This is a genomic window from Stutzerimonas stutzeri, assembly GCF_000219605.1.
Lineage (GTDB): Bacteria > Pseudomonadota > Gammaproteobacteria > Pseudomonadales > Pseudomonadaceae > Stutzerimonas > Stutzerimonas stutzeri.
The window spans coordinates 1,009,880-1,022,464 of record NC_015740.1 but is presented as its reverse complement, the minus strand read 5'-3'; the positions used below and the strand labels follow the sequence as shown (position 1 = coordinate 1,022,464).

Here is a 12,585-nt window from a genome sequence, read left to right as displayed (position 1 = left end):
GAATCGGCTGCATCCACCGCCCAACACCGCAACCGCGCCAACCCACTCGAACGTCGGATTACGCCTTCGGCTAATCCAACCTACGTTGACTGGGCGTCGCGGATCGTCGGATCGTTTTTCCGAACCGCGGTACGGCGGTGGGCATCGCGGTACGGCGGTTCACCTTCGTATGATGGAATCGCCAGAGGCGCTTCCGTCGTTTGCCGCGAACCGGCTGCATCCACCGTCCAACACCGCAACCGCACCCACCCTCTCGAACGTAGGATTACGCCTTCGGCTAACGCGGTAAGGCGGATCGATTCGTAAGGTGGATTAGCCCTGTAATTCGTAAGATGGATTAACGAAGCGTAATCCGTCATTCATTGCGACCTACAGCACCCGCCATTGCAAACTAAACGCCTCGCCTTCGTGCGGGGCATTTTGCTGTTTGTGGCCACCCGCGGTGCGGCGGATCGCTTTTCGAATGATGGAATCGCCGGAGGCGCATCCGTCGGTTGCCGCGACATAGGCCACGTCCTCTCGGCCAAACACCTCACCGCGGTACGACCCTCCCGAACGTCGGAATACGCCTTCGGCTATTCCAACCTACGTTGACCGGGCGTTGGTTGCGGTTCGTATGGCGCTTCCATCGGTTGCCGCGGCATGGGCCACGTCCGCCCGGCCAAGCACCTCCATCGCCCGGACCCTCTCGAACGTCGGATTACGCCTTTGGCTAATCCAACCTACGTTGGCTGGGCATCGCGGGACGGCAAATTGGCTTTCGTAGGATGGAATCGCCAAAGGCGCTTCCGTCGTTACCGCGAATGGGCCACATCGCTGCCGATTGATCCCGCCTACACTTCGGGTCCATGAATATGTCGGAGAGGCAAGGATGCCTAACTATCGTCGAGCCCTGGCTCCAGGCGCGAGCTGGTTTTTCACCGTCAACCTTTTGCAGCGCCGCGGTAATGATCTACTGGTCCGGCATATCGATCTGCTTCGAACTTCGGTCCGACGCGTGCATCGACTCCATCCGTTTACCATCGATGCCTGGGTGGTACTGCCCGAGCATATGCATTGTGTCTGGACACTGCCGCCGGGTGACGCGGCCTATCCCCTGCGTTGGCGCTTGATCAAGACGTTCTTCAGCCGCGCCTTGCCTCCTGACGAATATCGGTCAGCCGTGCGCCTGCAGCGAGGCGAGCGTGGAATCTGGCAGCGGCGTTATTGGGAACATCTCATCCGTAACGAAACCGACCTCCGGCGTCATGTGGATTATGTGTATGTAAATCCACTCAAACATGGCCTGGTTCGACGCGTAGGGGACTGGCCCTATTCGAGCTTTCATCGTGACGTGCGTGCTGGGCTGTACCCTGCAGATTGGGCGGGCGACGCGAAGCTTCTCGTGCCGGGAAATGAGCGAGGTATGGCGGATCGCTTTTCGTAGGATGGAATCGCCAGAGGCGATTCCATCGTTACCGCGAATGGCACGCCCTCCGGCCGATACCATAACCGTACCCGCATTTCGAACGTCGGAATTCGCCTTCGGCTATTCCAACCTACGCCTGCTTGGCATTTGCGGGGAGGCGGTAACCGACTCAAACAAAAACGCCCTGCAGGGGCAGGGCGTCATCGTTTCCACAGATTGCTCGCTTAGATAGCGCCACGCTTGCGCAGCAGATCAATCACCTGTTTGGCACTTTCTTCCACCGTAAGCGACTCCGTGTCGATCACCAGATCAGCATTCACCGGCACATCATAGGGGAAGGACTCGCCCGGGATGTTGTCGCCGCCTGCCGCGTACAACCCCTGCGGATCGCGCTGCTGGCAGGCCTGCGGTGAAGCCTGGACATAAACGGTGATAGCCCGATCGGTGCCGATCAGCGCCTTGGCCTGTTCGCGACCTTCGGCATCTGGAGCGACAAATGCGGCGAGCGTTAGGAGGCCTGCCTCGTTGAACTGACGTGCCACATTGGCGGCACGGCGCCAGTTTTCGGTGCGGCCGGCGCGATCCTGCGGCAGGCCTTTGTTCAGGTCGTGGCGCAGGTTCTGGCCGTCGAGGACGTAAACCGCACGCCCCATATCGAACAACTTGCGCTCCACCGCATAGGCCAGGGTGCTCTTGCCGGCGCCGGAAAGCCCGGTGAACAGCACGGTTGCCGGCTGCTGACCGAAGCGTGTGGCGCGCTCTTCCGTTGAAACATGCGCCAGCGCACCGTGATGACCGCCCGATCCATGGGCAACCGGGTCGGCGATGATCATGCCGGCGCCGACGGTGCCATTAGTGAGGCGATCGATGACGATGAAGGCACCGGTGGTGCGGTTCTGTGCGTAGCCGTCCAGAGCGATCGGCGCGTCCAGGCTGACCTTGACCTTGCCGATCTCGTTGAGCTGAAGGCTACTCGCAGCGCCCTTCTCCAGCGTGTTCACATCCACCTTATGGCTGATGCTTGCGATGGAGCCCGGCACGTAACTGGTAGCGCGCTTGATGTCGTATTTCTTGCCCGGCAGCATCGGCTCTTCGCCCATCCACACCAGCATCGCCTCGAAGCTGTCGGCGATACGCGGGCGGCTGTCGGCATGCACCAGCATGTCGCCGCGGGAAACGTCGATCTCGTCTTCCAGCGTCAGGGTGACAGCCTCGCCAGGGGTCGCCTGCTCGAGTTCACCATCGAAGGTGACGATGGACTTGACTCGACTGGTCTTGCCGGACGGCAGCACGGCGATCTCGTCGCCCTTGCGCACGATGCCGCTCGCCAGGGTCCCGGCGAAACCGCGGAAGTTGAGGTTGGGGCGATTGACGTACTGCACCGGGAAGCGCAGATCATCGAAGTTGCGGTCCCCTGCGATCTCGACACTCTCGAGAATCTCCATCAGCGACTGGCCCTGGTACCAGGGCGCACGCTCGCTGCGATTGACCACGTTATCGCCCTTGAGCGCCGACATCGGCACGAAGTGCAGGGACGACGGCTTCAGCTCGATACGCTCGGCGAATGCCAGGTAGTCGGCCTTGATGCGCTCGAACACGTCCTGATCGAAGTTCATCAGGTCCATCTTGTTGATGGCGACGACGATGTGCTTGATGCCCAGCAGCGAGGTGATGAAGCTGTGACGCTTGGTCTGGGTCTGCACGCCATAGCGCGCATCGACCAGAATGATCGCCAGGTCGCAGGTGGACGCGCCGGTGGCCATGTTGCGGGTGTACTGCTCGTGGCCAGGAGTATCGGCAATGATGAACTTGCGCTTGGCGGTGGAAAAATAACGGTACGCCACATCGATGGTGATGCCCTGCTCGCGCTCGGCCTGCAGGCCATCCACCAGCAGCGCCAGATCGACGTCTTCGCCGGTAGTGCCGACCTTCTTCGAGTCGCGGGTGATGGCTTCGAGGTGGTCCTCGTAGATCATCTTCGAGTCGTGCAGCAGGCGGCCGATCAGCGTGCTCTTGCCGTCATCGACGTTGCCGCAGGTCAGGAAACGCAGCAGTTCCTTGCGCTCGTGTTGCGCCAGGTAGGCGAGGATGTCCTCGCTGATCAGATCGGATTGGTGACTCATGATGCGTTTCCTTAGAAGTAACCCTGGCGTTTCTTTTCTTCCATCGAGCCCGTGGCGTCGTGGTCGATGACGCGGCCCTGGCGTTCGGAGGTCCGGGTCAGGAGCATTTCCTGGATGATCTCCGGCAGCGTGGTTGCGGTGGACTCGACCGCACCGGTCAGCGGGTAGCAGCCGAGGGTGCGGAAACGCACCATCTTCTTGTGGATGCTCGCCTTCTGTTCGGGCGTGAGGTAGCTGAGGATTCGCTCGTCATCGATCATCACCAGGGTGCCATTGAGCTCGACCACTTCGCGCTCGGCAGCGAAGTACAGCGGCACGATCGGGATCTGCTCCAGATAGATGTACTGCCAGATGTCCAGCTCGGTCCAGTTCGACAGCGGGAACACACGGATGGACTCGCCCTTCTTCACCTTGCCGTTGTACAGGTTCCACAGCTCGGGGCGCTGATTCTTCGGGTCCCAGCGGTGCTTGCTGTCACGGAAGGAGTAGACGCGCTCCTTGGCGCGGGACTTTTCCTCGTCGCGGCGAGCACCACCGAAGGCGGCGTCGAAGCCGTACTTGTCCAGCGCCTGCTTGAGGCCCTCGGTCTTCATCACATCGGTGTGCTTGGCGCTGCCATAGGTGAAGGGGTTCATGTCCTGCGCCACACCGTCCGGGTTGATGTGGGTGATCAGGTCCAACCCCATCTCGCTGACCATCTTCTCGCGGAAACGGTACATCTCCTGGAATTTCCAGCGTGTATCGACATGCAGCACAGGAAACGGCAGCTTGCCCGGGAAGAAGGCCTTGCGCGCCAGGTGCAGCATCACGGCCGAATCCTTGCCAATGGAATAGAGCATCACCGGGTTGCCGAACTCCGCAGCAACCTCGCGAATGATATGGATGCTTTCCGCCTCCAGCTGTTTCAGATGCGTCAGTTTGTCGACCATGGCTACTCACGATTTTGCAGGTTGACGGCCAGACGGCCGTGAATTGGGCGCAACTCTAACACGGCCATAGATTCTAATCAGGCCGCCTTTTAGACCTAAAAGCTATAGATTTATACCGACTCGAAGCCGCTCCGACGCAGGCAAATGGCAGGCGCCGGAAGCACGGTGATGCGACAGTGCGGATCGGCTCAGGCCGGATTGTCGCAATCGATGAAGCGGTGCTCGATGCCGAAATGCCGGGCAAGGTACTCGCCCAGCGCACGCACCCCGTATCGCTCTGTGGCGTGATGACCGGCGGCGAAGAAGCTGAGGCCGTTCTCCCGCGCGACATGTGCGGTGGGCTCGGAAATCTCTCCGGTGATATAGGCATCCACCCCGGCGGCCACTGCCTGCTCGATATAACCCTGGGCCGCGCCGGTACACCAGGCCACGCGCTGGATCGGCCTGTGCCCGTCGACCATCAGCGGCTCGCGGCCCAACGCCTGTCCGATCCTCGCCTTGAACTCGCCCGGTGCCAGCGACTCGGGCAGCGAGCCGACCAGGCCGACCGACCGCGGATTACCGGGCTCCAGCGGCCCCTCGACGCTCAGACCAAGCAGGGCGGCCAGCTGCACGTTGTTGCCCACATCAGGATGCACATCCAGGGGCAGATGGTAGGCCAGCAGCGAAATATCGTGGCTCAGCAGGGTTTTCAGGCGGCGCTGTTTCATGCCCACGACACGGGCGTCCTCGTTCTTCCAGAAGTAGCCATGATGCACCAGCACCACATCCGCCTGTGCTTGGACCGCAGCGTCCAGGAGTGCCTGGCTGGCGGTCACGCCGCTGACGATCCGGGCGACCTGCGGCCGCCCTTCGACCTGCAGTCCGTTGGGGCAGTAATCGGCGATCCTGGCGGCATCGAGAAACCGGTCCGCCTCCTGTACCAGGGTGGTGAGTGCTACTGGCATGGGTTCCCCTTCGTCGCAGCCGGCGCGCAGCAGTCGAACAGCGCGACCGAATCGATCTTACGGATGAAGCTGCATTTCGGTCACAGCTTCGTATAATGCCGCCACCTTAAGGGGCACTCCCCATGCCCGCAACTCTGTCCGGACTCCCGCGCGATGTTCAATGCCCTGCGTTTCCTCGGCTGGCCGCTGCTGGTCGGTCTACTCGTAGCACTGCTGATCATCCAGCGTTATCCGCAGCTGGTAGGACTCAAGGAGCACGACCTCGGCCTGCAACAGGCGCCGCTGGTGGCCGCCGCGCCGCAGCAGGGTCCGTACTCCTACGCCAATGCCGTGGCCGGGGCCGCACCGGCCGTTGCCAACCTGTACACCACAAAGGTTATCGAAAAGACCGAGCAGCAGCCGCCGCTATCCAAGGATCCCCTGTTCCAGCGCTTCTTCAGCGACAACCTGCCAAGGCAGCGGCGGATGGAGTCCAGCCTCGGCTCAGCGGTGATCATGAGTTCGGAAGGCTACCTGCTCACGAACAACCATGTGACGGCCAACGCTGAGCAGATCGTGGTAGCGCTCAAGGACGGCCGCGAAACCTTGGCCCGGGTGATCGGCAGCGATCCGGAAACCGACCTCGCCGTGCTCAAGATCGACCTGGCCGACCTGCCCGCCATCACGCTCGGCCATTCCGACCGCATTCGCGTAGGCGACGTCACCCTGGCGATAGGCAACCCCTTCGGCGTCGGGCAGACCGTCACCATGGGCATCATCAGCGCCACCGGTCGCAACCAGCTGGGCCTCAATACCTACGAGGACTTCATCCAGACCGATGCTGCGATCAACCGTGGCAACTCGGGTGGCGCGCTGGTGGATGCCGGAGGCAACCTGATCGGCATCAACACCGCCATCATTTCCGAGTCCGGCGGTTCGCAGGGCATCGGATTCGCCATCCCGGTGAAGCTTGCGCTGGAGGTGATGAAATCGATCATCGAACACGGCCAGGTTATTCGCGGCTGGCTCGGCGTGGAGGTGCAATCGCTGACCCAGGAGCTTGCCGAGTCGTTCGGCCAGGAAGGCCGCCCGGGCATCGTCGTCGCGGGCGTTTACCGCGACGGTCCGGCTGCTCGTGCCGGGCTGCAGCCGGGCGACCTGATCCTGAGCATCGACGGCGTACAGTCGGCCGACGGACGCAGCTCGATGAACCAGGTTGCCCGCGCCCGCCCAGGCGAGAAGATCGATATCGACATTCTGCGCAACGGCAAACCGCTGACGTTGACGGCGGAAGTGGGCATGCGCCCGCCAGTGGCGCCGAAGTAACCCGGGACGCCCCCGAAAAACCACCGGAGGACGCGCCCGCCCTGCGTTAGCCGAGCGCCTCGAGCAGAGCCTGGTTCTGTTCCGGCGTGCCGATGGTGATGCGCAGGAACTGCTCGATTCGCGGCTGCTTGAAGTGACGCACGATCACGCCCTGCTCGCGCAGCGCTGCGGCGATGGCGGCGGCGTCGCGCTGAGGGTGACGCGCGAAAATGAAGTTCGCCGCCGACGGCAGCACCTCGAAGCCGCGCTCGTGAAGCGCCGCCACCACCGCCTCGCGGCTGGCGATGACCTGCCGGCAGGTCTGCTCGAAATACTCACGATCCGCGAACGCTGCAGCCGCGCCGGCGATGGCGATGCGGTCCAGCGGGTAGGAGTTGAAGCTGTTCTTGATCCGCTCCAGCGCCTCGATCAGGTCCGGATGTCCTACCGCCAGGCCGACCCGCAGGCCGGCCAGCGAGCGTGACTTGGAAAGCGTCTGGGTGACCAGCAGGTTCGGGTAGCAATCGACCAGCGCAATCGCCGACTCGCCACCGAAGTCCACATAGGCCTCGTCGACCAGCACGACGGACTCGCTATTGGCCTGCAGCAATCGCTCGATAGCCTCAAGCGGCAGCAGGCAACCAGTCGGGGCGTTCGGGTTGGGAAAGATGATGCCGCCGTTCGGCCGCTGATAATCCGCCACGTCGATCTGGAACTGCTCGTTCAGCGCAACGGCTTGGTAGTCGATGCCGTACAGGCCGCAATAGACCGGGTAGAAGCTGTATGTCACGTCCGGAAACAGCAGCGGGCGGCCATGCTGGAACAGGCCGTGAAAGGCATGCGCCAGCACTTCGTCCGAGCCGTTGCCGACGAACACCTGCGCCATCTGCACACCGTAGTAGTCCGCTACAGCCTGCTTCAGGCGCTCGCCGTTGGGGTCAGGATACAGCCGCAGGCCGTCGTTGATTTCCGCCTGCATGGCGGCGATTGCCCGCGGCGACGGGCCATAGGGATTCTCGTTGGTGTTGAGCTTGACCAGCTTGCTCAACTTGGGCTGCTCGCCCGGCACATAGGGCACCAGGTCCTTGACGAAGGGGCTCCAGAATTTGCTCACCGCCCTTCTCTCCTCGAATTCGATCTGCTTGGCGTAGGGTGGAAATCGCGTGACGCTTTCCACCAGTGACATCAGGCGGAAGGGGCCGGCGGCCTCGCTCCCACCTTACGGCTTACTTGATCCGGTACTCGGCGCTGCGCGCGTGAGCGGTCAGCGATTCACCACGGGCCAGAACCGATGCCACCTTGCCCAGCGCCGAAGCGCCCTCGGCCGAGCAATTGATGATCGACGAGCGCTTCTGGAAGTCGTAAACGCCCAGCGGCGAGGAAAAGCGCGCGGTGCCGGAGGTCGGCAGCACGTGGTTGGGCCCTGCGCAGTAATCACCCAGCGCCTCGGCGGTGTAGCGTCCCATGAAGATCGCACCGGCATGACGAATCTGCGGCAGCCATTGTTCCGGCTCGGCGACCGAAAGTTCCAGGTGCTCAGGGGCGATGCGGTTGGCCACCTCGATGGCCTGCTGCATGTCGGCCACCTGGATCAGCGCGCCGCGGCCCTCGATGGAGGTGCGAGCGATGTCGGCGCGCTCCAGGGTCGGCAGCAGACGGGCAATGCTCTCGGCGACGCGATCGAGGAAAGCGGCGTCCGGGCTGACCAGGATCGACTGCGCATCCTCGTCGTGTTCGGCCTGGGAGAACAGGTCCATGGCGATCCAGTCCGGATCGGTCTGGCCATCGCAGACCACGAGAATTTCCGACGGCCCGGCGATCATGTCGATGCCGACCTTGCCGAACACGTGGCGCTTGGCCGTGGCGACGTAGATATTGCCCGGGCCGACGATCTTGTCCACCGGCGGTACGCTCTCCGTGCCATAGGCCAATGCTGCGACGGCCTGCGCACCGCCAATGGTGAAGACGCGGTCTACGCCAGCGATGCAGGCAGCAGCCAGCACGAGCTCATTGACCTCGCCGCGCGGTGTGGGCACCACCATGACCACCTCGGGCACGCCGGCGACCTTGGCCGGGATGGCATTCATCAGCACTGAAGATGGGTAGGAAGCCTTGCCGCCCGGCACGTAGAGGCCGGCGCGATCCAGCGGGGTGACCTTCTGACCGAGCACCGTGCCGTCGGCCTCGGTGTAGGTCCAGGAGTCCTGTTTCTGCCGCTCGTGATAGCTGCGTACGCGCTCGGCGGCGATCTCCAGGGCCTCGCGCTGCGCTGGCGTGATCCGCTCGAGCGCCTGCTCCAGGCGCGCGCGCGGCAGGATCAGGTCCGCCATGGAGGCGACTTCCAGAGCATCGAAGCGCTGGGTCAGCTCGACAACCGCTGCATCACCACGCTCGCGCACGGCCTTGATGATCTCGAGGACCCGCTCGTTCACACCGTCATCAGAAACACTTTCCCAGCTCAGCAGATGGTCCAGATGACGGGCAAAGTCGGCATCGGCAGCGTTGAGTCGGCGAATGGCGGAAGGAGCGGTCATGGTGGGCCTCATGGTTGGCTGGGCTTCGGATCGACAAACTGGCTTTCGAGACCTGTGCAGCGTCTCGCGCGCTAAAGCAATGCTGGGCAGAACTGGCGAGGAGGCGCACCTTTAATGAGCTGTTGAGCTGTAGATGGGCCTTCCGAGCCTGCTCCCATGGCCGCAGTACCGACGCACCGTCGTCCTTCGGCCAGGTTCTCAGGCGCCGCTAGAATATCAAGCCCACCGTGCGGGCACCCGAGAATTTCAGCTATGGCACGAATAGGCAGGCGCGGTGAAGACCGCGAGGCGCATCAATGCTGATGCTGCTCGACCGCCGCGTGCAAGGTGTCGATCAGCGCCTGGATACGCGCATGCTGCATCTTCATCGAAGCCTTGTTCACGATCAGACGCGAACTGATGGTGGCGATCAGCTCCTGTGGCTCCAGACCGTTGGCGCGCAAGGTGTTGCCGGTGTCGACCACGTCGATGATCTTGTCGGCGAGCCCCACCAGCGGGGCCAGCTCCATGGAGCCGTACAGCTTGATGATGTCGACCTGGCGGCCCTGCTCGGCGTAGTAGCGCTTGGCGACATTGACGAACTTGGTAGCCACGCGCAGACGCCCCTTGGGCTCCGGCGCGCCGACCTTGCCGGCGGTCATCAGCTTGCAGTTGGCAATCTTCAGATCGAGCGGCTCGTACAAGCCCTGGCCGCCGTACTCCATCAGCACGTCCTTGCCAGCGACGCCGAGGTCAGCCGCACCATGTTCGACGTATGTCGGTACGTCGGTGGCGCGAACGATCAACAGCCGCACGTCATCCTGGGTGGTTGGAATGATCAGCTTGCGGCTCTTGTCCGGGTTCTCGGTGGGTACGATACCCGCAGCAGCCAGCAACGGCAGGGTGTCGTCGAGGATGCGGCCTTTGGACAGGGCGATGGTGAGCATGGAGCGTTTTCCTTGAACGGCAACGGCCAACCTTGATGGGACGACCAAATAACCAACGGCGTTCTTGCGAACTGAGTCATGCAAGGCGCAACGACCACCGAGAGTAACAGCCGAAGGCTGGTCCGAAGGGTGAGCGCCAGCGAGTCAAACAGGCGAGGAAGCAGAGTGTACTAGCTGTAAATGAGCAATTCCGAGCCTGTTTTTAACGCAGCATGACCGACGCGCAGCAGATCGCTATCAGCCGGGAACGCGGCGAATCTTCGCCCCCAGCAACTGCAGCTTCTCCTCGATGCACTCGTAGCCACGATCGATGTGGTAGATGCGGTCGATCAGCGTATCGCCTTCGGCCACCAGACCGGCGATCACGAGGCTCGCCGACGCACGCAGGTCGGTCGCCATGACCGGGGCACCCTTGAGGTGATCGACGCCCGTGACGATGGCGGTATTGCCCTCGACGAGAATCTGCGCACCCATGCGATTCATCTCGTAGACGTGCATGAAGCGATTTTCGAAGACCGTTTCGATGACCGTGCCGGTGCCCTCGGCGATGGCATTCAGGGCGATGAACTGCGCCTGCATGTCGGTGGGGAATGCCGGGTACGGCGCGGTGCGCACATTGACCGCCTTCGGCCGCTTGCCCTTCATGTCCAGCTCGATCCAGTCACTGCCGGTATCGATATGCGCGCCAGCCTCCACCAGCTTGTGCAGCACGGCCTCGAGCAGCGTCGCGTCGGTATCCTTCAGACGTACACGCCCGCCAGTCGCCGCAGCGGCGACCAGATAGGTTCCGGTCTCGATACGGTCGGGCATCACGCTGTAGCGACCACCACCGAGGCGCTTGACACCATCGATGACGATGGTATCGGTGCCGGCGCCGGACACTTTGGCGCCCATGGCGTTGAGGAAGTTGGCCAGATCGACCACCTCCGGCTCACGCGCGGCGTTTTCCAGCACGCTGCGGCCGTTCGCCAGCGCAGCGGCCATCATGATGTTCTCGGTACCGGTCACGCTGACGGTGTCGAAGAAGAAGTGCGCGCCACGCAGGCCGCCGGCCGGCGCCTTGGCCTTGATGTAGCCGCCCTCGACGTCGATCTGCGCGCCCATGGCCTCGAGTCCGCGGATGTGCAGGTCGACCGGACGCGAACCGATGGCGCAACCACCGGGCAGCGCGACCTCCGCCTCGCCGAAACGCGCAACCATCGGGCCGAGCACCAGGATCGACGCACGCATGGTCTTCACCAGTTCGTACGGCGCCACCAGAGTCTTGATGCTGCTGGCGTCGACTTCGACGCTGAGCTTCTCGTCGATGATCGGCTGCACGCCCATGCGGCCGAACAGCTCGATCATCGTGGTGATGTCGTGCAGGTGCGGCAGGTTGCAGACGGTAACCGGGGTGTCGGCCAGCAAGGTGGCGGCCAGGATCGGCAGAGCGGAGTTCTTCGCGCCGGAAATGCGAATCTCGCCATCGAGGCGAATGCCGCCGGTAATGATCAGTTTGTCCATGGATATACCCGTAAGCCGGAGGCTCGAAGCACTGTCGAAGGGGGCGGCGCGGTCATCGAGACGCGCTCTGCCTGGAATGATTGGTTGCGCGGGCCTGAGCGATCAGGCGCGCGCGGCCCAGTCTGTGCGACTGAAGAACTTCATGGTGACGGCGTGGATGCTGCCGTCGGCGATCCATGGATTGAGATGAGCGTAGATCTGCTGCTGACGCTTCACCGGGCTCAGGGCGGCCAGTTCATCACTGATCACATTGAGCTGGAAGTTGCAGCCTTCGCCTTCCACTTCCACCTGGGTTCCCGGAATCTTCGCTTCCAGGAAATTCTTCACTTCTAGGGCCTGCATGTTCTACCTCGATCGGGCGCAGGACGCGCACGGGCCGGCCATCATACAAAAAAGCCCGAAGGCTGCGAACCCCGAACCTCGCGCACAGATCTCAATCCAGCGTTTCGGCCCCCTGATCACGCTCGCGCCGATGCCGGGACAGCCCGCTGTCGCTCTGCACGGCAGGGAAGCGCGAGGAGGCGAAGCGCACCACCAGGATCGCCAGCGCCAGCAGCAGGATCGCGCCGGACACATAGACCACGCCCATGTCCGGACGGTGGTGATGGGAAATATCGGAAATCAGCAGGCGGGTCAGCGCGGTGATCGCCACATAGATAAGGAAGCGCACCGGCATGTGGTTGGTCTTGAAATAGATGCCAACCATCGCGCCCAGCTCGAGATAGATGAACAGCAGAAGAATGTCATCGATCGTGATATGGCCCTTCTCGACCATGCCGAGAAACGCCATGACTGCCGCCCAGGCCGTCACGGCGCCGATGGCGAACAGCGCCAGGTAGTGAAAACTCTCGACCAGCAGATTGCCGAGGGACTCGGCCAGCTCGTGCAGGCTATCGCGCAGATTTTCCGCCCAGCGCAGTTTCATACGGCA

At 62.7% G+C, this 12,585-nt stretch carries 11 protein-coding genes; 2 read left to right on the top strand and 9 right to left on the bottom strand.

Going from position 1 to position 12,585, the window contains the following annotated elements; genetic code table 11:
* Positions 1-871: 871 nt before the first annotated feature.
* Complete coding sequence (locus tag PSTAB_RS21085; protein WP_080564968.1) at positions 872-1,426, top strand: REP-associated tyrosine transposase; 555 nt, start codon at positions 872-874, stop codon at positions 1,424-1,426.
* A 206-nt stretch (positions 1,427-1,632) separates the two neighbouring features.
* Here the strand turns inward: PSTAB_RS21085 and cysN are convergent, their stop codons facing one another.
* The 3 genes from cysN to PSTAB_RS04775 all read right to left on the bottom strand — a co-directional run bounded on the left by cysN (position 1,633) and on the right by PSTAB_RS04775 (position 5,407).
* On the bottom strand, positions 1,633-3,531 hold the full coding sequence (gene cysN / locus PSTAB_RS04785) for a sulfate adenylyltransferase subunit CysN (protein WP_013981939.1): 1,899 nt from the start codon (positions 3,529-3,531) through the stop codon (positions 1,633-1,635).
* Between the two features lie 11 nt (positions 3,532-3,542).
* The gene (cysD, locus tag PSTAB_RS04780) at positions 3,543-4,460 is read right to left on the bottom strand and encodes a sulfate adenylyltransferase subunit CysD (protein WP_011912238.1); all 918 of its coding nucleotides are present in this window, start codon (positions 4,458-4,460) and stop codon (positions 3,543-3,545) included.
* A 188-nt stretch (positions 4,461-4,648) separates the two neighbouring features.
* Positions 4,649-5,407, bottom strand: coding sequence for a Nif3-like dinuclear metal center hexameric protein (locus PSTAB_RS04775; protein ID WP_013981938.1), 759 nt, complete (start codon positions 5,405-5,407; stop codon positions 4,649-4,651).
* A gap of 153 nt (positions 5,408-5,560) precedes the next feature.
* On the opposite strand from PSTAB_RS04775, the gene algW reads away from it, so the two are divergent.
* Positions 5,561-6,712, top strand: a complete 1,152-nt coding sequence (gene algW / locus PSTAB_RS04770) for a Do family serine endopeptidase AlgW (protein WP_011912236.1) — start codon at positions 5,561-5,563, stop codon at positions 6,710-6,712.
* Positions 6,713-6,758: 46 nt separating this feature from the next.
* On the opposite strand, the gene hisC is transcribed toward algW, so the two are convergent.
* From hisC to PSTAB_RS04740, 6 genes are all read right to left on the bottom strand, one after another.
* Positions 6,759-7,805, bottom strand: coding sequence for a histidinol-phosphate transaminase (hisC, locus tag PSTAB_RS04765; protein ID WP_041771923.1), 1,047 nt, complete (start codon positions 7,803-7,805; stop codon positions 6,759-6,761).
* 112 nt (positions 7,806-7,917) lie between these two features.
* Positions 7,918-9,225, bottom strand: a complete 1,308-nt coding sequence (hisD, locus tag PSTAB_RS04760; protein WP_013981936.1) for a histidinol dehydrogenase — start codon at positions 9,223-9,225, stop codon at positions 7,918-7,920.
* A gap of 293 nt (positions 9,226-9,518) precedes the next feature.
* Entirely contained in the window at positions 9,519-10,151 is a 633-nt protein-coding gene (gene hisG, locus PSTAB_RS04755) for an ATP phosphoribosyltransferase (RefSeq protein WP_013981935.1), read from the bottom strand.
* A 237-nt stretch (positions 10,152-10,388) separates the two neighbouring features.
* Positions 10,389-11,654 carry a UDP-N-acetylglucosamine 1-carboxyvinyltransferase gene (gene murA / locus PSTAB_RS04750; RefSeq protein ID WP_013981934.1) on the bottom strand — a complete coding sequence of 422 codons (1,266 nt, stop codon included), beginning with the start codon at positions 11,652-11,654 and terminating at the stop codon, positions 10,389-10,391.
* A 102-nt stretch (positions 11,655-11,756) separates the two neighbouring features.
* The gene (locus PSTAB_RS04745; RefSeq protein ID WP_013981933.1) at positions 11,757-11,996 is read right to left on the bottom strand and encodes a BolA family protein; all 240 of its coding nucleotides are present in this window, start codon (positions 11,994-11,996) and stop codon (positions 11,757-11,759) included.
* Between the two features lie 91 nt (positions 11,997-12,087).
* Positions 12,088-12,579, bottom strand: a complete 492-nt coding sequence (locus PSTAB_RS04740) for a phosphate-starvation-inducible protein PsiE (RefSeq protein ID WP_011912230.1) — start codon at positions 12,577-12,579, stop codon at positions 12,088-12,090.
* Between the last annotated feature and the right edge of the window lie 6 nt (positions 12,580-12,585).